Here is a 21,150-nt window from a genome sequence, read left to right as displayed (position 1 = left end):
GTTCGCGTGCGGTCGATGTGATGTGCAACACTCGAAGTCGCCATCACGAGACCCGCTCTCGCCTTTGCCGCGACGTTATCGTGCCGTTACACTTCAGCAGGACGGGTACCGCTCCCAGGGGGGACCAATACAATCCCCTCTACGTACGACCTCGTACACATGCCCGCAGCAGTACCCGGTAGCAAGACCCGCAAGCGGCCGACTCCGGCCGTGGTGATCCAAAGGAAAACTGACGAATGCTGACACGCGCCCGTAAGCGCCTGGTCGCCGGACTCGTGGCTCTTGTGGCCGTCTCGGGTGCGACGCTGGTCGCCGCTCCGCCGGAGGCCTCCGCGGCCAACGGCTGCAATGTCGAGTACGTCCGCTCCAACGCCATGAACCGGACCGTGCCCGTGTGCATCGTCTCGGCCGGCGGTGGCGGACCCAAGCCGACGCTGTACCTGCTCGACGGACTCCGTGCCCCCAACAACAACAGCGGCTGGCTGATCAACACCGATGTTGCCCGCTACATGGCCGGCAAGGGAACCAACGTCGCGATCCCGTTCGGTGGCGCAGGCAGCTTCTACACCGACTGGCAGACCCCCGACCCCAAGCTGGGCGTCAACAAGTGGGAGACCTTCCTGACGCGTGAACTGCCGCGCTACATGGCGGCGCGTCACGGCAGCGACAGTCGTCGCAACGGCATCGCGGGCCTGTCGATGTCGGGCACCTCGGCGCTGAACCTCGCGTCGCGCCACCCCAACTTCTACAAGGCGGTCGCGTCCTACAGCGGCTACCCGACGGTCACCATGCCGGGCTTCACCCAGGGCATCATGGCCTCGGTCGCCGAGGTCGGCGGCAACCCGTTCAACATGTGGGGCTTCTACCCCGCCGGAACCTGGTTCCAGAACGATCCGTTCCTGAGCGCGGGCAATCTGGCGGGCAAGAACGTCTACGTCTCGTCCGGTAGCGGTGTCGGCAGCAAGTACGACTCCTCGGTCAACCCGGCCAGCGCCAACTTCGACCCGGTCAAGTTCGCGCAGATGATCCCGCTCGAGGTCGCCGCATCGACCAGCAGCCAGCTCTACATCGGTCGCCTCGCGCTCGTCCCGGGCGTCAAGCTCACCACCCGGATCACCCCGGACGGTGCGCACTGGTGGGACTACTGGCAGAGCACCTTCAAGGAGTCGTGGGCGAAGACCTTCCGCCCCGCGTTCTTCTGAGCCACCCCGCTCACGCAAGCAATCGGCAAGGGCCGGTGACCTTCGGGTCACCGGCCCTTGCTGTTGTGTGGCCTCCTGTTCCCTGAGGTGCGAGCGGGGGCCTTCCTGTTCCCTGCGTCGCCAGCGGAGGCCTTCCTGTTCCCTGAGGTGCGAGCGGGCGAGCCACGAAGGGCACGAAGCCTGCGTCGCCAGCCCTTCGTGGCTCGTCGCTTGCGCTCCTCACACCTCAGGGAGCAATGGGGTGGCTCGTCGCACCTCAGGGAGCAATGGGGTGGCTCCTCGCTGCGCTCGGTGCCGGCTCAACCCGCAGTGGGCGGTGCCGGCCCAACTCGCCCGACCCAAACACTGCGGGCGCATCCGGTGGATACCGGATGCGCCCGCAGTGGTCGCGCTGCTGCCGAGTCCTACTCGGGTGGCGGTTGCTTGCGGAAGGTCCGCGTGGCCGAGTCGTCGGCCGGCGGGTCGCCGCCGTCGACCCTCGGGATCTGCTCGGTCGGTCGTTCCCACGGGTTGGCGCCCGCAGGTGTGGCACCGGCCGCGGGCGGCGGGTCACGCTTGATCAGCGTGGTGTCGCGCTCGTCGGCGGGCGGAGTGACCACCGGCGGCGCGTCGGCCGGACGGGTGTCGTTGCGACGACCGCGGAAGAACAGCAGGGCCGCGATGATCAACAGGATCACGCCGACGACACCGAGGATGATGGGCACCCACACACCGCCGACCTTGAGCTGGTTGACGTACCCGCTGGCCTTGTCGGCCTGGTTCTTGACCGTCGCATCGGTCCACTTGAACGTGCCCTTGAGCGCATCCATGCGGAACTCGCGCACCGGCTCCGGGGTCGCGTCGCTCTGGTCGGGCGACTTGAAGTACTGGTGCTGGTCCTCGCGGCCGTCGACGATGGTGCCTGTGGTCGGCTCCACCCACACGTGGCGGGTCGCCGCCGCGTAGCGGTGCATCGTGATCGGGTCGTTGGCGCGCACGCCGCGCCCGGTGATGCCCCACCACCGGGCGGGCATCGTCAGCATCGTGCCCAGTGCGGCCTCGCCCTGCGCGTTGGGGAGATTCGACAGGTCGGTCTCGGGGACCTCACACACGAAGTGGTAGGTCTCGAGCCCGTCGATGGTCTCTTCGCCCTCGAACTTCGCCGCACAGTCCTGGCGGGTGTTGAGGTCGTAGTACGGGTAGTCGCGCTTCTGGACGTCGAAGCCGAACTTGTACTGGTAGCCCGTGCGGTTGTCGAGGGCGACCGACACGTCGTTGACGTTGCCGCCCTCCGGAACCGCCTCGAGTTGCAGTGAGCTCACCGCACCGTTCGGTGCCGAGGTCTTCCGGTTGACCGAAACACGGTCGATCGTCGCGGTCAGCAGCCCGTCTTCACAGGTGCGGGCGTCGTTCGCCGGTGCGACCGACGGCTCGGTCTCGACGCCCTCGGCGTCACGCAGTCGTTCGATGAGGACGGTCTGCGCGGACTGCAGGCTCGCCTGGCGACTGTCGGACGGCTCGGTGATGATCGAGCGGCGCTGCTGTTTCAGCGACGCGTCGAGCGTGCGGGCCCGGCTCTCCGACACCGAGCAGCGGTCGAAGATGACTGCGGGGAACCGCTCTCCGGTCGAACCGTCTGCGGCAACCGTTGTGGCGTCGGAGGTGATGTCCAGATCGAGAGGCACCACCTTCAACTGCGGTACCAGATAGAGAGGTATGGCGATGGCAGCCGCGATGCACGCGGCGCCAAAGAAGGCCAGCACTGCCGGCACGAATCGCTTCATGTGTGACTCCTGGTATCAGCTGATCGCTCCCACCCTAGCGGTCGCGTCGCCCGCAGCAGGCCACAGTGGGGGTCCGACATGCCGGGATCGGACGCGGACGATCAGCCGAGTCGTGCGCGGTCGGCTCGCCGGTCGCGCTCGGCTTCTTTCAGGATGCCCGCCATGTACCCGTAGATCTCTTTGTCGGACATGGCCTTCCAGCGAGGCGCCAGCAGCTTCATGTACTTCTCGACGTAGAGGAGTTGCTTGCCGACGAGGACGAGTTCGCGGGGCAGCCTCGCATCGTGGGCCCGCGCGACGGCCGCGAGCTGACGTCCCAGGTCGGTGTAGGACATCGAACCGAGATCGGTGGTGGACAGCGGCGTGGTCACCTTCTTGATGTCCTGGGCGCCCTGGGTCGTGGAACCCGGCTTGTGCACGGCTCCCAACAAGAAGATGGCCCGGCCGGCGGACTCGTGGTCGCCCCGCACGACGAGATCGACGACGAGCTGTCGGAGGATGCGACGCGTGCGCGGCGTGAACCGTCCGACGATGCCGAAGTCGAGCAGCACGAGCTTGCCCGCGTCGTCGACGAGCACGTTGCCCGCGTGGAGATCTCCGTGGAACAGGCCGCCGTGGAATGCCGAGTCCAGCAGTGACAGGAGCAGATTGCGGCACAGCGCGACGCCGTCGTGCCCGGCTGCGCGGACGGCGGCGGCATCGTCGATGCGCGTGGCGTGGATGCGCTCCATCGTCAGCACCCGCTGCGTCGTGAACTCGTCATAGACCTGCGGGACGCGCACCCGGTCACCGAACGGGCCCGGTTGCAGGCAGTCGAACCATTCGCGCATTGTGTCGGCTTCGATGCGGAAATCCAGTTCGGCGTCGAGTCCGGCGGCGAAGTCCTCGACGACGTGTCGCGCGCTGAGCATCCGGCCGTACTCGGAGACCTCCACGAGCCCGGCGAGGCGTTCGAGGATGGCGACGTCGGGGGCGAGCCGGTCGGCGATACCCGGACGCTGGATCTTCACCACGACCTCGTCGCCGGTGTGCAGTGTCGCGGTGTGCACCTGCGCGATCGATGCCGAAGCGATGGGAACAGGGTCGAAGGAGGCGAAAACATCCTCCGGCGGGCGACCGAGTTCGTTGATGAACTGCTGGCGCATGAGCGCCGGGTCGGCGGGTTTGACGCGGTCCAGCAACGATTCGAATTCGGCGGACATCGCCTCGGAGAACACCCCGGGACTCGACGCGATGAGCTGCCCGAGCTTCACGTAGGTCGGGCCGAGGTGCTCGAACGTCGTGCGGATCTCGTGCGCGACGCGCGCAGCGCTGGGTGCGCGACCGCGCACCGCGTCGCCTGCCGTGTGGAGGACGAATCGGCCCACGCCCGCCGCCGCGTGCACGGTCGTCGTCCCGAATCGCGTGATCTCGGCGACCCGGGACACCGGATGCAGCTGCGTACGTTGACCGTCGTCGACTGAGCTGTTGATCGTCACCGTCGGTCATTGTAACGATCGGCGGCCGAGGATCCAGTGGGTGCAGACCTCCCACGTGCCGTTATGGCGTCGGCGCGGGTGGGCGGGCAGACTGGCGGTACCGCACACATGCGCCAGTCCGCATCCGTCCACGAGACCCGTGTGACGAGACCTGTGCGATGCGCAGCAGCCCGACACCCGACCGCAGGAGGTCCCATGCCCACGCCCGTCAACGCCTACATCGCGCCCGCAGCCGACCGCCCGCTGGAACCGACGACCATCGACCGGCGCGATCTGGGTCCCCACGACGTGTCGATCGACATCGCGTACGCGGGGATCTGTCACTCCGACATCCACACCGCCCGCGACGAGTGGGGAGGCACCCGGTTCCCGGTCGTGCCCGGCCACGAGATCGCCGGAACCGTCGCCGCCGTCGGTGACTCGGTCACCCGGTATGCCGTCGGCGACCGGGTGGGAGTCGGCTGCCTCGTCGACTCGTGCCGGGAGTGTGAACCGTGCCGCCTCGGCGAGGAGCAGTACTGCGAGCGCGGCGGCATCGGCACCTACAACGCGATCGGCCGCGACGGCCAGCCCACCCACGGCGGGTACAGCACGGCGATCGTCGTCGACGAGAACTATGTGTGCCGGATCCCCGAGGGCATCGGACTGGCCGAGGCGGCACCCCTGCTCTGTGCCGGCATCACGCTGTACTCCCCGTTGCGGCACTGGGGCGCCGGGCCCGGCAAGAAGGTGGCCATCGTGGGCTTCGGCGGTCTCGGACACGTCGGGGTCAAGATCGCGCACGCTCTTGGCGCGGAGGTGACGGTGCTGTCGCAGTCGCTGAAGAAGATGGAGGACGGCCTGCGGCTCGGCGCTGATCACTATCATGCGACCAGCGATCCGCAGACCTTCCGGGAACTCCGCAACTCCTTCGACCTGATCCTCAACACCGTGTCGGCGAACCTCCCGATGGAGAAGTATCTCGGGATGCTGGCACTCGACGGGACGCTCGTCGAACTGGGCTTGCCGGAGCATCCGATCGAGGTCCCGGCCGGTGCGCTGATCGGCAAGCGTCGCAGCTTCGCGGGCTCGATGATCGGCGGCATCGCGCAGACCCAGGAGATGCTCGATTTCTGCGCCGAGCACGGCATCGGCGCGGAGATCGAGGTGATCTCGGCGGATCAGATCAACGAGGCCTACGACCGCGTGGTCGCCTCGGATGTGCGCTACCGCTTCGTGATCGACACCTCGACGCTGTGACGGGTCCACTCCTTCAGCACATCGAAGCGGAGTCCTGACGTTTGACGGTAGTCGTGCACGGGAACCCGGCGACGGTCCGTAGTCGAACAGGAATGGTCGTGATACCCGATGTCGGAGAAACTCCCGATGGAACCGAGTGAGACCGGAACGCCGAGCGCAACACCCGACGACGCGCGGCGGAAGGTGGACGAACTCGAGGAGCGCACCGTCGACGAGCCGGATACCCCCGAGCCGAATGTCACCGAGCAGGAAGACCCGGACTCGTCGGACGCCGGTGTACCCGAGCCGCCGGACTGAGCCGCGCTAGTGTTCGAGCCATGCTCACCGAAGGACGAGACGGCGAGAGAACAGGCAGCGGCGGGCACGCGGGCGGCCTTCGGGTCGTGGCCGAGCACGGTTTGCCCGAGACCCTGATCGCGCACGGCGAGAGCAAGATCGAGCAGATCGCTCGCGAATCAGGGCTCGAATACCTGGGTTTCACCGTGACGCGTGACACCACACTGCAGATGACGCCCCGCGGTGACCTCGAAACCGTCTGGGGCACCGACGACACCGCGGGCGAGGTGATCGTCTTCGTCACCGAGATGCCGCGTCTCTACCAGGCGCGCGACGCCGGCGGCGCGCCCGATTCCACGCGGAACCGGGTGATCCTCGCCGAGGTCGATCGCGAACGCCGCGCGGCGGTACTCGCGTTGCCCGCCCTGGGTCCCGCCCCGCGGCGTGCGTTGCGAACCCTGATCGAGACCGTCGTACGCGCGATGCTCGACGCCGGGTCCATGCATGAACTCGAGGACCGGCGCGGACTGAGCGTGGTTCGGGACGGTGACACCGAATACGTTCTGGCCGAGGGTTATCGGCATCGTGCGCGGTTGATGGCCGGGATGGTCCGCGGCAACCGCCCGTGGCGGCTCATCCCCACCCTGACCGGTATGACGGCCGCGGCTGCGGCGGCCGCCTCGTTCGGCATCTTCTTCTCCACGATCTGGTCGATGGCCAACGCCCTGAGCTCCTGGCGGCTGGGTGCGATCACCCTGTTGTCGATGGTGCTCGCCTCGGTGTGGCTGATCACCAACAACCGGTTGTGGGAGCGTTCGGCGGTCACCTCGAAGCCGAGGGCCCGGCTCTACAACATGGCGACGGTGTGCACCGTGGCTTTCGGCGCACTCGTGCTCTATGCCGGTCTGTTCGCCGCGACCCTGATCGCGGCCCTGATCGTCATCGAAGAGAACTTCCTCGCCTCACAGCTGGGATACCCGGTGGGGCTTCGCAATTACGTGTATCTCGCGTGGCTGGCCACCTCGATGGGCATATTCGCGGGGGCGCTGGGCTCCAGTGCGGACAGCTACGACGACGTCTTGCGCGCCACCTACGGGTACCGGGAACGCCTGCGCCGTCAGGCTTCAGAGGCGGCACGCCGCGAGCGAGACGACGAAACAGACTGAGACGACGTGATAGATCGCGGGCCGGCGTTGAGCGAATCGCCAACCCGGCCCGGCTGCCGCGCAATCGTCAGGAGGCGTGGTTCTCGGCCAGCATAGACAGGCGCCTCAGACATTCGTTGAGGCGCGGCGACATCGCGGTCTCCTGGATCATCGGCGGGATCCACTTGAGCGGAGCGGTCTCCACGAACTCCTCCATTCCGATCAGCGAACCGTCACCGTCTTTCTCGATGGTCATACGGATGCGTGCGCGGCCGAAAGGCCATCCGGCAGCGGACAGCACGAGCAATCCCGCCTTGGATTCCACCGATTCGGTCTCGTCGTCGAGCAGCGCCGGCCACACGCCGACGGAGTGATGGATCTTCGAGCCGGCCTGCGGCCAGTTGTGGTCGACATCGCGGATGCGGGAGGCGCCGACCACCCAGGAGGCGTACAGCCAGCCATTGGACAGCACCGACCACACCTGGGCCGGGGTCGCGCTCGTGTGGCGTTGGACTCGATTCATTCTTTCGTGTCTCCGTTCGGGGTGTGTTCGGTTCGGTGGGTGGGGTTCAGTGCGTCTCGTTCAGTGTGTCTCGTTCAGCGTGTGTTCCGGGTTTTCGTCATACGCTGCACGATGTTGCGGCTCAACAGTCTTCGCGGAAGGCCGCGGACGCCGTCCGACCCCAGTGCGGCCCGCGCGGCGTTGTTGCCGCAGGCGCCGTGCACCCCGCCGCCGGGATGTGCGCCCGATCCCGCGAGATACAGGCGGTCGATCGGCGTCGAGGCTCCGCCGAGGTTCGGCGTCGGCCGAAAGACCAACTGCTGGAACAGTTGCGCGGTGCCGCCGTTGACCGTGCCGTGTTCGAGATTGGCGTCGGAGGCCTGCAGGTCCTGCGGCGTCTGGACGCTACGGCCGACGATGAGGTCGGACACGCCGGGGGCGTGCGCTTCCAACACCGCGTCCATCCGGCGAGCCAGCAACCGGGCCGCCTCGTCGTCGGTGATGCCCCGCGGTAGATGACTGTACGACCAGGCACTTTCGGTGCCGGCGGGTGACCTGCTCGCGTCGGACGTGGACATCTGGCCGAACAGCAGGAAGGGATGTTCGGGGACCCGTCCGGTCTCGATGTCGGCTGTCGAGTACGCGATGTTGCGTGCGTCGGCGCTCAGATGGATGGTGCCGGCCCCGGCGAGATTCGAACTGCGCCAGGGGATTGCCTCACCGAACGCGTAGTTGATCTTGACGACCGGGGTGTCCCAGGTGAACAGTCGCAGGTCGTCGAGGACGCGAGTGGGTACATCGTCGGGGGAGAGCAGCCGGGTGTAGAGCGCCGGTGCCGAGACGTCGGCCAGTACGGCGCGCGTGGCGGGCCAGCGGCGGCCGGTGCTGTCGAGTACGCCGACGGCGCGCCCGCCCTGGACGTCGATCGACACCACCTCGGTGTCGCACACGACGCTCACCCCGACACTCTCGGCGCGTCGCCGCAGTGCCGCCGACAGCTCGCCCGCGCCGCCGACGGGGACCGGGTAGCCGGTGTCCTGGCCGAGCATCGTGAGCAGGTACCCCATGAGGCCACTACCGGGAGCGTGGAGCGGGATGTCGGCGTGCAGTGCATTGCCGAGGATGAGCAGGCCGGACTTCTCGCTGTGGAACAACTCACGGACCATCTGGTCGGCGGGCAGGAGCAGGAACCGTGCGAGGCGCAGGGCGTCGGCGGTGCCGATCGAGTGCAGCAGCTTGAGTAGCGTGCCGACCGGCGGAAACGGCCCGAACAGGGTGTTGAGAATCGCGGGACGCAGTTGGTGCCACTGTTCGACCAGGTCGAGCCAGGCGCGTTCGTCGTGTTTGTCGAAGGTGCCGAGGTGCGCGGCGGTGTCGGCCGCGTCGGGAAACACCACCGGCGCGTCGTCGTCGTCGGGCCCGGCGGGGTGTCCGAACGCCAGCGGCGCCCGGCTCCAGCGCAGACCGTGCGCGGCGAGGTCGAGGTCGGCGAACACCGGCGAAGCCACTGCCAGCGGGTAGAAGGCGCTGAACAGGTCGGAGACGTAACCGGGCGTCAGCTCCGCGCTGCGGACCGCGCCACCGACCTCCGGTTGCGCCTCCAGCAGCGTGACGTCCCAGCCGGCATCGGCGAGTCGGATCGCGGCGATGAGACCGTTGTGGCCGGCTCCGATGACAACGGCGTCCGATGCGCTCAACTGCCGCCTCCTCTCGTGTGGTCACGTTCGGTGCGCGGGGTACCCGCGCCAGGCCTCGGTAAACGCACGGTCTCGGTAAACGCCCGGTGTCGGGGAAGGAGGGATGTGTAGCGGCCCGGCGAGGGGGTAGTTCCTCGAGGGTGACGAACTGGCGAGCGTTCCTCGAGCGGTGTCCCGACCTGTCGTGGCGTCCCGAGGTCCTGTGGCATCCGCAGGTCAGCGATCACCGGCTCCGACGGCTGTGCGCCGGCCGACCGGTCGTGATCACCGGCGCGGGTGCGGGCATGGGCCGTGCGCTCGCCCGACACCTGACCGGCGCGGGAATCGAGGTGTTCGTGGGCGACGACGACGTGGCCGCCGGGCGCGAGACCGCCCGGATGTGTCGTGCGGACGGCGGCCGGGTGACGTTCACCGAACTCGATGTCTCCGACGCCGACGCCATGCGTGCTCATGCCGACGAGATCGTCGACGCGGCGGGACCGCCCGCCATCGTGTTCAACAACGCAGGCATCACCATGGTCGCCGGCGTCCTCGAGGAGGACGACGACTACGCGCGTCGGATCATGGCCGTGAACCTCGGTGGCGTCGTCAACGGGACGTCGGCGTTCCTCCCGCATCTGCAGTCGGCCGGTAGCGGACACATCGTCAACACGTCGAGTGCATTCGGGCTACTCGGATCGCCATCCCAATCCGCGTATTCGGCGTCGAAGTTCGCCACCCGGGGCTACTCGGAGACCGTGCAGCAGCAACTGCGGGCCGAGGCGTCGGGCGTCACGCTGCACATCGTCTTCCCGGGCGCAGTCCACACCGAGATCGCTTACCGCGCACGCTATGTCGACCCTCGCGTACGCGACTTCGTGACGAAGGGCTTCACCCACCGGATGCCCGGTACGCGACCGCCCGCCGCTGCCGCCGCCATCCTGCACGGAGTCCTTGCCGGGCATCAGCGAATTCCTGTCGGGATCGACGCGCGCGCAATCGATCTGGGAACACGCGTGCTGGCCGGCGCAGTACAACGGCCGGTGGCCGTCATGACGCGTCCGGTGTTCCGCCGCATTCTCGGCGGCGCGGGGCCTCAGACGTCGCCGCGTCGGAGCATGCGGCCCCGGGCGGTCTCGAAGTCCACGCGCTGACCGCGGACCCAGGTCCCCTTGACCACTCCGGCGAGCGCCCGGCCGTCGTACGGGCTCACCGGGTTCTTGTGGTGGAGCCGGTTGACGTCGACGATCTGTGCGGACTCCGGCTCGAAGATGGCGAAGTCGGCGTCGCAACCGAGGGCGATGCGGCCCTTGTTCGGCAGGCCGGCGAGGTCCGCAGGCTTCGACGCCATCCATTCGATGACCTGCGGCAGGTCGATGCCGCGCTTCTTGGCCTCCGACCAGATGAGCGACAGTCCCAGCTGCAGTGAGGCGACACCGCCCCACGCGACGCCGAAGTCGCCGTTCTCGGGATCCTTGAGGTCGACGGTCGACGGCGAGTGGTCGGAGACGATGCAGTCGATGGTGCCGGCCAGCAGTCCCTCCCACAGCAATTCACGGTTGCCGGCCTCGCGGATGGGCGGGCAGCACTTGAAGGCCGTCGCACCGTTGGGCACCTCCTCGGCCAGCAGGGTGAGGTAGTGCGGGCAGGTCTCGACGGTGATCTTCACACCGTCGCGCTTCGCGCTGGCCAGCATCGGCAGCGCGTCCGACGACGACAGGTGGAGCACATGGGCGCGGACCCCGGTCCAGCGCGCGCGCTCGATCACCTCGGCGATCGCCAGGTTCTCGGCGCCACGCGGCCGCGACGCGAGGAACCGTTGATACTCATCGCCTTCGGGGGAGGGAGCCTTGTCGATGGCCCGAGAATCCTCCGCGTGGACGATCATCAGCGAGTCGAACTCGGCGAGCTTGGCCATGTCGGCTTCCATCTCGTCGGCCGTGAGGTGCGGGAACTCGTCCACCCCCGAGTGCAGCAGAAAGCACTTGAAGCCGAACACTCCCGCATCGTGCAGGCCGCGCAGGTCGTCCTCGTTGCCGGGAATCGCGCCGCCCCAGAAGCCGACGTCGATGTGCGTCTTGCCCTGTGCGGCAGCACGCTTCTCGGCCAGGGCGTCGACGTTCACAGTGGGTGGGATCGAATTGAGCGGCATGTCGATGAGCGTGGTGACGCCGCCGGCTGCCGCCGCGCGGGTGGCCGAGTCGAAGCCCTCCCACTCGGTGCGACCGGGCTCGTTGACGTGCACGTGGGTGTCCACCAAACCGGGGATCATCACCTGGTCGTCGGCGAGTTCGATGACCTCGGCGCCCGCCAGACCGCTGCCGAGCGGTTCGATGGCGACCACCCGGCCGTCGCGGATGCCGATCTCGCGCGCGACGATGCCCGCCGTCGTCAGTGTCTGTTCGCCGCGCACGACCAGGTCGAACGGGGTGTCGGAGACAGGGGCGTGGTCACCGGATTCTGAGGTCATGGGGCGGGACTCCTTGATGGTCGCCGTGTCCTGGGTCGATCCAGAGACTAGCTCAGACTATTCCTCATCATGGAATCTTGCTCTGTCATTTCGGAACGTAACTCGCGAGTAGCCCAGGGTCATGCTATTGACAACGACCCTGAGCATGGGGCTAACTGTCACGAACGCGGAAATCTGATTCCACATCACGGAACGTCCGCAAGTGTAGGAGCGCGGTCATCGCCGACCGTCCGACCGAAAGTGCAGAGATGAGCACTGAACCGCCCACGATTTCCCGCGACGATGCATCGCCGACGCAGTCCCCGGGCGGGTTCCCGGCCGACGAGAGCGCGCATGGTGTCACCGGGACCGTCCCGGACGGGTTGAGCCCCCGGTTGTACAACGCCGACCTGGCGCCGACCAGCCGCGTCGGGCGGCGCTGGAGCAGTTACAACATCTTCACGCTGTGGGCCAACGACGTCCACAGCCTGGGCAATTATGCCTTCGCTATCGGCCTGTTCGCGCTCGGGCTCGGCGGTTGGCAGATCCTGACGGCACTGGTCCTCGGCGGGGTCTTCCTCTTCCTGCTGCTGAACCTGTCCGGGTTCATGGGAGAGAAGACCGGTGTGCCGTTCCCGGTCATGAGTCGCATCTCGTTCGGTATCCGCGGCGCGCAGATCCCAGCCCTCATCCGTGGCGGAGTGGCGATCGCGTGGTTCGGCATCCAGACCTACCTCGCCTCCGTCGTCCTGCGGATCATGCTGGTGGCGTTGTTCCCCGGGGCGGCAGATCTGGACACCAACCGCTTCCTCGGACTCTCGACCCTGGGCTGGATCGCCTTCGTGTCCCTGTGGGTGATCCAGGTGATCATCGTCAGCTACGGCATGGAGATGATCCGACGCTACGAGGCCTTCGCCGGTCCGGTCATCCTGATCACGATGGTCGCGTTGGCGGTCTGGATGCTCAGCAACGCCGACTGGACCATCGCGTGGTCGACGCCTGATTCCCTGACCGGCGTGGACATGTGGCTGCAGATCATCGGTGGCGCCAGCCTGTGGGTCGCGATCTACGGCACCTTCGTCCTCAATTTCTGCGACTTCACGCGCAACGCGGAATCGCGAAAGGCCATCGTGGGCGGCAACTTCTGGGGCATCCCGCTCAACATGCTGCTCTTCGGTGGCATCGTGATCGTCCTCGCCGGTGCGCAGTTCCGGATCAACGGCACGGTCATCGAATCGCCGGCGGACATCGTCCAGACCGTGCCCAACACCTTCCTGTTGGTGCTGGCCTGCCTGGCACTGCTGATTCTCACCGTCGCGGTGAACCTCATGGCCAACTTCGTCGCGCCGATCTATGCACTGTCGAACCTCTTCCCGCGCCATCTCGACTTCCGGCGCGCAGCGCTCGTCACCGCGATCATCGGTCTGGTCATCCTGCCGTGGAACCTCTACAACTCTCCCGCGGTGATCAACTACTTCCTGGGCGGGCTCGGTGCGCTCCTCGGACCGCTGTTCGGCATCGTGATGGCCGACTACTGGCTCGTCCGTCGCGCACGGATCGATGTACCAGCGCTGTTCAGCGAGGCCCCCGACGCCGCCTATCATTACCGCGGCGGGGTGAACATGCGGGCGGTCGCCGCCCTGGTCCCGACTGCCGCCATCGCTCTGGTGATGGCCTTCGTCCCGGCCTTCGAAGTGATCTCGGAGTTCTCCTGGTTCATCGGCGCCGGTCTCGGCGCGGTGGTCTACCTGGTGGTCGCCGACCGCCGCGGGCCGTTCGCCGAGGTGTCGGGCGAGCCGATCTCCGTCGCCAGCACACACTGATCAGGGAGAAGATCTGATGCGCATCCTCGTCGCCAACGTGAACACCACCGAGTCGATGACCGACGCCATCGCCGAGTCGGCTCGGTCGGTGGCCTCGCCGGGCACCGAGATCATCGGCATCACCCCGCGATTCGGCGCCGACTCGTGCGAGGGGAATTTCGAGTCCTACCTCGCGGCCATCGCCGTGATGGACGCGATCCTCGCCTACCCCGAGCCGTACGACGCGGTGATCCAGGCAGGGTACGGCGAGCACGGCCGTGAGGGATTGCAGGAACTCCTCGAGGTCCCCGTCGTCGACATCACCGAGGCCGCTGCGTCGACGGCGATGTACCTGGGTCACAAGTTCTCGGTGGTGACGACGCTGGACCGGACCGTCCCGCTCATCGAGGACCGGCTCAAGCTCGCCGGCCTCGATCAACGCTGCGCATCGGTCCGGGCGTCGGGACTCGGTGTGCTGGAACTGGAGTCGGACCCGCAGCGAGCGGTCGAGGCGATCGTCGAACAGTCGACGCGCGCCGTGTCCGACGATCACGCCGAGGTGATCTGCCTCGGTTGCGGCGGTATGGCGGAGCTCGAGGAGCAGGTCCGCGAAGCGACCGGGGTTCCGATCGTCGACGGCGTGCGGGCTGCGGTGACCATCGCCGAAGGTCTTGTCCGGATGGGTCTCTCGACGTCGAAGGTGCGGACCTACGCCCCGCCGCGGGAGAAGAAGATCACCGGCTGGCCGTTCCGGGGTTGACCGCCCGAGTTCCCGCGCGTCCACCGCGGGTCCCGTCCGGCCAGGCCCACGAGCCGGTCGGCGAGGGGTGCGTCGCAGTGTAATTTCCCACGATGCCCCGCCACGCGGTGTCGATCACTACTCTGGCCGGGTGACCTCTCCGATCCGTGAATACACGACCATCAGCCATCCGGAGCCGAATACCCGTGTCTGGCATGAGATCCAGGGAGACGGGCAACCCGCCGTCCTGCTGCACGGCGCCTTCTCCGGTGCGTCGTCATGGGGCGGGCAGGTTCCTGCCCTCGTCGAGGCGGGCTGGAAGGTGTTCTGTCCGGAGCGGCACGGCCATGGTCACAGCCCAGACGTGATGGACGAGTTCCACTATGCCGACATGGCCGAGGAGACGATCGCCTATCTCGACGAGGTCGTCGGCGGCCCTGCCGAGATCGTCGGGTGGAGTGATGGAGCGGTGGTGGGTGTGCTGGTCGCGCTTCGCCGACCCGATCTGGTCCGTCACCTGGTGCTGATAGGTCAGTACTACAACAGTTCGGGGCGTGCCGTCGGGGGTATTCTCGATGCGCTCGACACCGCCGACGACGAGCTGATGGGTTTCTTCGCCGCGGAGTACGCATCCGAATCGCCGGACGGGGCAGATCATTTCCCGGTCGTCTTCGACAAGACGATGGCGATGATCAACTCCGAACCCGAGATCGATCTCGGTGATCTGGCAGCGATCACCGCACCGACGCTGGTCATGCAGGGCGACCAGGACGAGGTGACCCTGGAGCACAGCCGTGACGTCGCCGCCGCCATCGCCGGCGCTCGCCTGGCGGTGATCCCCGGGACACATCTCATCCCGATCGAGGCGTCGCAGGCGGTGAACGCGGTGATCGTGCAGTTCCTGTGTGGGGACTGAGCGCGTATACGCAACAGGAACTCGAAGTGGTGACCTTTTTCAGCTGCCGAACGTAGTGGAGTAGTCGACTACTTCCGCTCGCGATGCTGTACCGCGGCAGAGTGATCGACGGGTGCACACGCATCCTTTCCATCACTCCGAAAGGGTCACCATGACATCGAATCGCTCATCACTCCGCACCCGACGCATCGCGGGCGCCACAGCTGCGGCGTTGGGGACACTCGCCGTGTCCTCACTGATCGTGGCCCCGGCTCACGCGATTGGACAGATCGACGTCAGTCCGGGGTTCGCCGGCCGCTACGGCGCCGGGTGCACCTACACCCTCACGGTGCCGGCCAAACCAGGAAGCTACGTGTACTTCACCGACAACGGCATGACCATCGGGGGAGGCGCGCAACCTGTCTCAGGTGGGGTCGCGACATTGAAGTGGAAGCCGGCCAGTACCGGAGCGCATCTGCTCAGGGCGCTCGAGGCTCCGTCGGGCGCGGTGTCGGTAGCGAAGAATGTCGCTGTCGGACAGGGCCTCGACCTCGGCAGCTCCTGTCTCGCGTTCTGAGGATGATCCGGGGATTTCTCGGGATACTGACAGGCAGTGGTGGTTGACGGTGGCCGGCAACGACTTCGACGAAGACGCCGTCCGGTGTGCTCTGGATCGGCTGCCACTGCCGTACTCCGAGGCACTTCGGTTGCGGATGGCCGGGATCAGCGACTCGGTCATCGCCGACATCCTGGGGGTGGATTCGACGGCTTTGCCCGGAATGTTCGAAATCGCCGAGGCCAAACTCGGCATGGTCCTCCGTCGGCGAGAACTCTGAGGTCACACTGCCGGTAGATTTACGAATGCGCCAGGGCATGCGCCATCGAGCGCCTCGCGAACCAGAGCGATCATCGTCGGGTTCTTCGGTTCGTCGATGTGCGGACCGCCTTCGATGCGGTCGACGACACAGGCTCCACCGTCGAGCGCCCTGTCCCGTCCTCCAGGGACCAACTCGTCGTCGGCCACCGTCCGAAGCGTTGTGTACCTGACCATCCCGGGAGTGTCGTCACCATGATTGAGCCTCGCCAGGAACGTGCTGTTGGGACACATCTCCCCACCGAGACGTGCGGGCAGAACGCAGGTCGGGAGCCAACCGTACTGACCGGTGCCCATCGAGACATAGTTGCCGATCCGCGAGGTTCCGCCGAGGTACTTGATGTAGTGGCGCGCAGACAGACCGCCCATGCTGTGCGCGACGAGATCGACCTGTCTTCCGTCCGAGTCGGTCTGGGCGGCAGCGACTGTCTGCGCGATCACTCGGGCGTTGACGGAGTTGACGTCTCCCGGCAACTCGACTGCGTAGACCGAGTGACCGTCCGACTGCAGAGCAGCTCGAAGAGGCTCGAAGTCGTGATCTCGGGGTGGTAGCAATCGTGACGCAGTCCAACCGTGCACCAGCACCACCGGATTCCGTCCCGGTTGAGGTTCGGCGTTCACGAATATCGGCACAGCGGCGGGGATTCCGATCGTGACGAGGGCTGAGCTCGAAAGAAGCACGATTCCAATAGATCTCAGGTCCGCAAACGCGTGAACCGGGGGGACGAGATGCCTGCACACCGAACGAATGAGGCCAACAATGTCGAGGTTCTGCATTTGCTGATTTTACGTCGTCGTGCTCGGTTTGCTGATGTGCTGCGTTTTATGATTAGTGAGGCAAGCTATTCAGATCCGTCGCATTTTCGATTCCATTGTGAATCCGATGTATCTAAGCTCTATCCATGAATTGTTGGCCGCTGACCGGACGGGCTGAAGAGCTCGCGGCGGCATCGGCCGGTGTCCTCGGCGGTGGCATCGTCATCTCTGGCGCCGCGGGTGTGGGTAAGAGTCGACTCGCGCACGAGATCCTGGATGCGGCGCGTCGGACCGGTCGGCGATGCCGGTATCTGGCGGCCACCGAGTCTGCCCGCTCAGTGCCGCTCGGGGTATTCGCGGAGTACACCACAGGTTCCGGCGAGGACCCCCTCGCACGTATCGGCAGGGTCCTGGACGCGGTCGCGGGTGGAAGTGACGACCCACCGCTCGTCCTGATCGACGACGCGCACCTTCTTGATGACCAGTCGGCGCTGGTCGTTCATCAGATGGTCCTGCACGGCACGGCATCCGTCGTCCTCACCGTCCGCACCGGCAAGCAAGCTCCGGATACGATCCGCACCCTCTGGAAGAGCAACGGCCTGGCGCGTCTGGAGTTGCAGCCGCTGTCACGGTTGGAAACAGTCGATCTGCTCGAAAATGTCCTGAACGGCGTGATCGAATCCGAGAGCGCCGATCGCTTGTGGCATTACACGCGCGGCAATGTGTTGTACCTGCGCCAACTAGTATCCGACGAGTTGGCGGCCGGTCATCTGTTCCGTCGGTTCTCGGTCTGGATATGGGACCGCGCTCCGATGGTGTCGCAGACGCTGTTCGAACTGGTCGATGCCGGCGTAGGCCGACAACCGGACCACGTTGTCTCCGTTGTCGATGTCCTGGCGGTCGCCGAGCCCCTCCAACTGGAGACCGTGCGGGCCGTCGTCGGTCACGCGGCGGTCGAGCAGGCCGAGGCCGCCGACCTCATCACGGTCGACACGGACGCGGTCCATCCCGTTGTGCGGCTGGCGCATCCCATGTATGGCGAAGTGCGCAGGCACCGTGCACCCGCGCTTCGATTGCGCAGGCTCCGAAGCGCGGTGATCGCGGCACTACCGACGCCGACGGACGGACGCCCGCTCAACGATGTCGAACTCGTCCGCCGCGCGGTCTTGACGGTGGAGTCGGATACGACACCCGATCCGGATGTGCTCGTGGATGCGGCGAACGCGGCGATCCGCCAGATGGACCCGGTGACCGGGGAGCGTCTTGCTCGTTGTGCCATCCACAACGGCGGAGGTGTTCCCGCCCAGACCGTTCTGATGAATGCACTGGCCAACGGTGAACACCTCGAACCCGCCCTCGCGATCAATCACGAACTCCTCGCGGGTGCAACCACAGAGGTCGAGCGCGTTGTGTTCGGCCTCATCCGTGTCGGGATCTTTCTCCGCCAGAACAATCGCGCAGAGGCCGGCCAGATCCGCGACTGGCAGATGGCCGCAGAAGACTGTGGGCTGACGAAAATCTATGAATGTCTGCTGGCCGCCGTCCTGTCGCTGGAGAACGATTTCGAATCCGCAGCGCAGGTCGCTGTTGCCGGTCTGTCGGGAACGGGCGAGCTGCCACCGGCCGCCGAGTTCGTCGGAAGGTTCGGGCTCGTGACCGCGTGCGGCGAGCTCGGTCGAATCTCGCTGGTCCGTGACCACGCGCAGCGCGGTCACCTTCTCGCCCGGACTTCGCCGATAACCGCGAGCGCTCGTTTCTCCTTCACCGCCTGTCATGCGATGACGCTTCTGTTCGCGGGTCTGATCGGAGAAGCGACTGGTCTGGCGACGCGATTCGAGGGCGAGCCGATGGACCATCCGCTCGCGCGGGCGTATCGTGCGACCTTCTCCGGCCTGCTGGCCCTGTCCAGCGGTGAACTCCCGCTCGCCCGCCGCCTTCTCGCAGAGGCGAGTGCCCTCGTCGACAATCAGCTACTCCGATCGTGCGTCGATTTCGCAATGGCAACCGCGCTGGCCATGACGGGAGATGCCGCGAATGCGCAGGCGGCCCTCTCGCGCGTGCCGGCCGACGATCCGGCGCGAGAGTCGTTGACCTATGTGGTCACCGCGGCCGCCTGGACCCGTGCAGCGGGCGGGCTGGTGAGCGAGGCCATCGACATCTCCCTTGACGGTGCGCGTGCCGCGCGGGACCTCCCGGCACCGGCGCGGGAGGTGATGTGCCTTCAGACCGCAGCCCAATTCGGCGACACCACCTATGCGGACCGGTTGGTAGCACTCGCGTCGAGGGTGGAAGGCCCGCGCGTGGGAGCGGCTGCGGCCCACGTCGTCGCGTTACGAGCTGCCGATGGTGACGGGCTCATGGCGGCGGCGAAAATGTACGAGTCCTTCGGTGATCTGGTGGCTGCCGGTGATGCAGCGGCACAGGCTGCCGTCGTATGTCGCAGCGGCGGACTACGCGGTTCCGCGATGACGGCGACAGCGTTCTCGCGACAGCTTGCGGCCAGAACCGGCGCCGACACCCCCGCGTTACGCATGAACCAGCTGTCGGTTCCCCTGACCGCTCGTCAACGTGAAGTCATCGCACTGGCTGGTCAAGGAATGACCAACCGCGAAATCGCAGACCGGTTGACCACGTCGGTCCGAACCGTCGAAGGCCACCTCTTCCGGGCAAGCCGAAGCACGGGTGTCAGCGGTCGCGATGCGTTGATCGGTCTGTTGCTTCATCCAGATGAACGTGCGGAGTCGTCAGAGAGGGCGTTGCCGCCAGTACGGACGTGAAGTTCCGGAGTGTTCCGCGGAACACTCGGGACCTCGGATCGAGACCGGAAGAGTTGTCGGTGCCGCCCGATAGCTTGTTCTTGTACCTTTCATTCGGGGCATGGGGGTTGCTGTGGGGGTCAGTGCTTTTCGTTCTGCTGGGGATGTGTCGTCGATGTTCGATGATGCCGACCCGGCGTCGTTGTCTGATGAGATGCTCGAGCATCGAGTGCTCGGTTATGCGGCTCAGATCACCGCGTTGACGGCGCAGTTTCTGGGTTTGGTCGCGGAGTGGGATGAGCGGCACGGGTGGTCGGGTCCGGGGATCGCCTCGTGTGCGCACTGGTTGTCGTGGAAGGCGGGCATCTCGATGCGCACCGCGCATGAGCAGGTGCGGGTGGCCCGGGCGTTGGTCGATCTGTCGCTGATTCGTGAGGCGTTCGCGCAGGGGCGGTTGACGTATTCGAAGGTCCGCGCGTTGACGCGGGTGGCCACACCGGAGCGTGAGCTGGAGTTGGTGAATCTGGCGTTGTCGACGACGGCCAGTCAGTTGGACCGGGCGGTGCGGGCGATGCGCCATATCGACCGCAACCGCGGTGTCGAGGAGGACAGTGGGCCGCTGGTGGAGTCGACGGGGCGGTGGAGGTGGAATGCTGACGGGTCGTTGTCGGTGTCGTTGACGTTGAGTCCGCTGGATGGGGCGCGCTTTCTGGCGGGTGCGGTGCGTGCGGAGTACGAACGCACCCGGATCAGCGACGATCCGGATCTGCCCACTGGCCCGAGCGTTCCGCGGAACACCGAGTCCGGTTCGGGCGGGACGGATTCCGAGGTGGTTCCGTCGCGGCGACGGGATCTGTGGCGGCAGGTGCCGTCGAATCTGGCGCCGGCGGTGGTGGTGATGGCCGACATGGTCCATGACGGGATCGCGATGCCCGATCTTGCGCCGGGTGCGGAGATCCTCATCCATGCCGGTGAGGGTGTGGAGCAGGCTCATCTCGATGATGGTCCGGCGTTGTCCGACGATGACCTGGCCGAGGCCCGGTGTGGTGCGACCGCTCGGGATGTGGTGAGCCGCAGGGTTGCCGGGCAACCCGGCAGGCTCGCGTTGTTGGGTGTGGGGCGTCGGAAGCGTGTGCCGAACAAGGTGTTGGTGCGGGCGTTGTTGGTGCGGGATCGGTGTTGTCAGGTGCCGGGGTGTGGGCGTACGCGTCATCTGCACGCGCATCATGTGGAGTTCTGGTCGGCGGGTGGGCGGACTGATCCGGACAATCTGATCTTGTTGTGCGGGTCGTGTCACCGGTCGCTGCATCGGGGTGAGTTCTCGATCACCGCGCATGGTGGGCAGCGGTTCACGTTTCATCGCCCCGATGGTGCCGAGATCGAGGTGGCGCCGCCGACCTCGACACCGACGGAGTGGCGACCAAACCCTCGCATCAGCACTGGCGCGACGGTCCCGGTCGGTGGCGGCCGGATGGACCTGGGGTACACCACCGAGGTGCTGTACGCGGTGTGGGAATGGAAGCAGCGCAACGAAACCAGGACGGCGCCCGTCGTTCCCGAGGCGGCGTGATGGCACGGTCTTGTCGTTGACCGTGCCA

19 protein-coding genes are annotated in these 21,150 nt (G+C 66.5%); 12 read left to right on the top strand and 7 right to left on the bottom strand.

Annotated elements, in window-relative coordinates:
• The first annotated feature begins 236 nt into the window (after positions 1-236).
• Positions 237-1,202 (top strand): alpha/beta hydrolase, encoded by a 966-nt coding sequence (locus tag ACSUZC_RS22560; protein WP_065632259.1) that lies wholly within the window; start codon positions 237-239, stop codon positions 1,200-1,202.
• Between the two features lie 10 nt (positions 1,203-1,212).
• On the opposite strand, the gene ACSUZC_RS22555 is transcribed toward ACSUZC_RS22560, so the two are convergent.
• From ACSUZC_RS22555 to ACSUZC_RS22545, 3 genes are all read right to left on the bottom strand, one after another.
• Positions 1,213-1,377 carry a hypothetical protein gene (locus tag ACSUZC_RS22555; protein WP_439030669.1) on the bottom strand — a complete coding sequence of 55 codons (165 nt, stop codon included), beginning with the start codon at positions 1,375-1,377 and terminating at the stop codon, positions 1,213-1,215.
• Between the two features lie 229 nt (positions 1,378-1,606).
• Positions 1,607-2,965 (bottom strand): DUF3068 domain-containing protein, encoded by a 1,359-nt coding sequence (locus tag ACSUZC_RS22550; RefSeq protein ID WP_439030668.1) that lies wholly within the window; start codon positions 2,963-2,965, stop codon positions 1,607-1,609.
• A gap of 101 nt (positions 2,966-3,066) precedes the next feature.
• Entirely contained in the window at positions 3,067-4,443 is a 1,377-nt protein-coding gene (locus tag ACSUZC_RS22545; RefSeq protein WP_439030667.1) for an ABC1 kinase family protein, read from the bottom strand.
• 195 nt (positions 4,444-4,638) lie between these two features.
• Between ACSUZC_RS22545 and ACSUZC_RS22540 the strand changes: the two genes are divergently transcribed.
• From ACSUZC_RS22540 to ACSUZC_RS22530, 3 genes are all read left to right on the top strand, one after another.
• Positions 4,639-5,682 (top strand): NAD(P)-dependent alcohol dehydrogenase, encoded by a 1,044-nt coding sequence (locus ACSUZC_RS22540; RefSeq protein WP_439030666.1) that lies wholly within the window; start codon positions 4,639-4,641, stop codon positions 5,680-5,682.
• A 126-nt stretch (positions 5,683-5,808) separates the two neighbouring features.
• A complete protein-coding gene (locus ACSUZC_RS22535) occupies positions 5,809-5,979 on the top strand; it encodes a hypothetical protein (RefSeq protein WP_439030665.1) in 171 nt (56 codons plus the stop codon).
• Between the two features lie 20 nt (positions 5,980-5,999).
• On the top strand, positions 6,000-7,124 hold the full coding sequence (locus ACSUZC_RS22530) for a hypothetical protein (protein WP_439030664.1): 1,125 nt from the start codon (positions 6,000-6,002) through the stop codon (positions 7,122-7,124).
• A 67-nt stretch (positions 7,125-7,191) separates the two neighbouring features.
• Here ACSUZC_RS22530 and ACSUZC_RS22525 read toward each other — a convergent pair whose 3' ends face one another.
• Both ACSUZC_RS22525 and ACSUZC_RS22520 read right to left on the bottom strand, forming a co-directional pair.
• Complete coding sequence (locus ACSUZC_RS22525; RefSeq protein ID WP_439030663.1) at positions 7,192-7,626, bottom strand: SRPBCC family protein; 435 nt, start codon at positions 7,624-7,626, stop codon at positions 7,192-7,194.
• 74 nt (positions 7,627-7,700) lie between these two features.
• On the bottom strand, positions 7,701-9,302 hold the full coding sequence (locus ACSUZC_RS22520) for a phytoene desaturase family protein (RefSeq protein ID WP_439030662.1): 1,602 nt from the start codon (positions 9,300-9,302) through the stop codon (positions 7,701-7,703).
• Between the two features lie 140 nt (positions 9,303-9,442).
• On the opposite strand from ACSUZC_RS22520, the gene ACSUZC_RS22515 reads away from it, so the two are divergent.
• Positions 9,443-10,435 carry an SDR family NAD(P)-dependent oxidoreductase gene (locus ACSUZC_RS22515; protein WP_439030661.1) on the top strand — a complete coding sequence of 331 codons (993 nt, stop codon included), beginning with the start codon at positions 9,443-9,445 and terminating at the stop codon, positions 10,433-10,435.
• Here ACSUZC_RS22515 and allB read toward each other — a convergent pair.
• The gene (allB, locus tag ACSUZC_RS22510; RefSeq protein ID WP_439030660.1) at positions 10,378-11,751 is read right to left on the bottom strand and encodes an allantoinase AllB; all 1,374 of its coding nucleotides are present in this window, start codon (positions 11,749-11,751) and stop codon (positions 10,378-10,380) included. The genes ACSUZC_RS22515 and allB overlap by 58 nt on opposite strands.
• A gap of 248 nt (positions 11,752-11,999) precedes the next feature.
• On the opposite strand from allB, the gene ACSUZC_RS22505 reads away from it, so the two are divergent.
• The 5 genes from ACSUZC_RS22505 to ACSUZC_RS22485 all read left to right on the top strand — a co-directional run bounded on the left by ACSUZC_RS22505 (position 12,000) and on the right by ACSUZC_RS22485 (position 16,002).
• Entirely contained in the window at positions 12,000-13,553 is a 1,554-nt protein-coding gene (locus tag ACSUZC_RS22505; RefSeq protein WP_439030659.1) for an NCS1 family nucleobase:cation symporter-1, read from the top strand.
• A gap of 16 nt (positions 13,554-13,569) precedes the next feature.
• On the top strand, positions 13,570-14,292 hold the full coding sequence (locus ACSUZC_RS22500; RefSeq protein ID WP_439030658.1) for an aspartate/glutamate racemase family protein: 723 nt from the start codon (positions 13,570-13,572) through the stop codon (positions 14,290-14,292).
• A gap of 130 nt (positions 14,293-14,422) precedes the next feature.
• Complete coding sequence (locus ACSUZC_RS22495; protein WP_439030657.1) at positions 14,423-15,187, top strand: alpha/beta fold hydrolase; 765 nt, start codon at positions 14,423-14,425, stop codon at positions 15,185-15,187.
• 151 nt (positions 15,188-15,338) lie between these two features.
• Positions 15,339-15,743 carry a hypothetical protein gene (locus ACSUZC_RS22490; RefSeq protein ID WP_439030656.1) on the top strand — a complete coding sequence of 135 codons (405 nt, stop codon included), beginning with the start codon at positions 15,339-15,341 and terminating at the stop codon, positions 15,741-15,743.
• Between the two features lie 49 nt (positions 15,744-15,792).
• A complete protein-coding gene (locus ACSUZC_RS22485; protein WP_439030655.1) occupies positions 15,793-16,002 on the top strand; it encodes a hypothetical protein in 210 nt (69 codons plus the stop codon).
• Between the two features lie 2 nt (positions 16,003-16,004).
• Here ACSUZC_RS22485 and ACSUZC_RS22480 read toward each other — a convergent pair whose 3' ends face one another.
• Positions 16,005-16,817: a lipase family alpha/beta hydrolase gene (locus ACSUZC_RS22480; RefSeq protein ID WP_439030654.1), complete on the bottom strand. Its 813-nt coding sequence runs from the start codon at positions 16,815-16,817 to the stop codon at positions 16,005-16,007.
• A gap of 125 nt (positions 16,818-16,942) precedes the next feature.
• On the opposite strand from ACSUZC_RS22480, the gene ACSUZC_RS22475 reads away from it, so the two are divergent.
• Both ACSUZC_RS22475 and ACSUZC_RS22470 read left to right on the top strand, forming a co-directional pair.
• Positions 16,943-19,573: a LuxR C-terminal-related transcriptional regulator gene (locus ACSUZC_RS22475; RefSeq protein WP_439030653.1), complete on the top strand. Its 2,631-nt coding sequence runs from the start codon at positions 16,943-16,945 to the stop codon at positions 19,571-19,573.
• Between the two features lie 154 nt (positions 19,574-19,727).
• Complete coding sequence (locus tag ACSUZC_RS22470; protein ID WP_439030652.1) at positions 19,728-21,122, top strand: HNH endonuclease; 1,395 nt, start codon at positions 19,728-19,730, stop codon at positions 21,120-21,122.
• The last annotated feature ends 28 nt before the right edge of the window (positions 21,123-21,150 follow it).

It is taken from the genome of Gordonia terrae (genome assembly GCF_051789125.1).
Taxonomy (GTDB): Bacteria; Actinomycetota; Actinomycetes; order Mycobacteriales; family Mycobacteriaceae; genus Gordonia; species Gordonia terrae_A.
Note: the sequence above shows the minus strand (reverse complement) of the source record. Positions and strands in the feature narration are given on the sequence as shown.

Coding starts and splice junctions, on each gene's coding strand:
- ACSUZC_RS22560 (WP_065632259.1), top strand. CDS start 237: ATGCTGACACGCGCCCGTAAGCGCCTGGTCGCCGGACTCGTGGCTCTT.
- ACSUZC_RS22550 (WP_439030668.1), bottom strand. CDS start 2,965: ATGAAGCGATTCGTGCCGGCAGTGCTGGCCTTCTTTGGCGCCGCGTGC.
- ACSUZC_RS22540 (WP_439030666.1), top strand. CDS start 4,639: ATGCCCACGCCCGTCAACGCCTACATCGCGCCCGCAGCCGACCGCCCG.
- ACSUZC_RS22535 (WP_439030665.1), top strand. CDS start 5,809: ATGGAACCGAGTGAGACCGGAACGCCGAGCGCAACACCCGACGACGCG.
- ACSUZC_RS22530 (WP_439030664.1), top strand. CDS start 6,000: ATGCTCACCGAAGGACGAGACGGCGAGAGAACAGGCAGCGGCGGGCAC.
- ACSUZC_RS22525 (WP_439030663.1), bottom strand. CDS start 7,626: ATGAATCGAGTCCAACGCCACACGAGCGCGACCCCGGCCCAGGTGTGG.
- allB (WP_439030660.1), bottom strand. CDS start 11,751: ATGACCTCAGAATCCGGTGACCACGCCCCTGTCTCCGACACCCCGTTC.
- ACSUZC_RS22505 (WP_439030659.1), top strand. CDS start 12,000: ATGAGCACTGAACCGCCCACGATTTCCCGCGACGATGCATCGCCGACG.
- ACSUZC_RS22500 (WP_439030658.1), top strand. CDS start 13,570: ATGCGCATCCTCGTCGCCAACGTGAACACCACCGAGTCGATGACCGAC.
- ACSUZC_RS22490 (WP_439030656.1), top strand. CDS start 15,339: ATGACATCGAATCGCTCATCACTCCGCACCCGACGCATCGCGGGCGCC.
- ACSUZC_RS22480 (WP_439030654.1), bottom strand. CDS start 16,817: ATGCAGAACCTCGACATTGTTGGCCTCATTCGTTCGGTGTGCAGGCAT.
- ACSUZC_RS22475 (WP_439030653.1), top strand. CDS start 16,943: ATGAATTGTTGGCCGCTGACCGGACGGGCTGAAGAGCTCGCGGCGGCA.
- ACSUZC_RS22470 (WP_439030652.1), top strand. CDS start 19,728: ATGTTCGATGATGCCGACCCGGCGTCGTTGTCTGATGAGATGCTCGAG.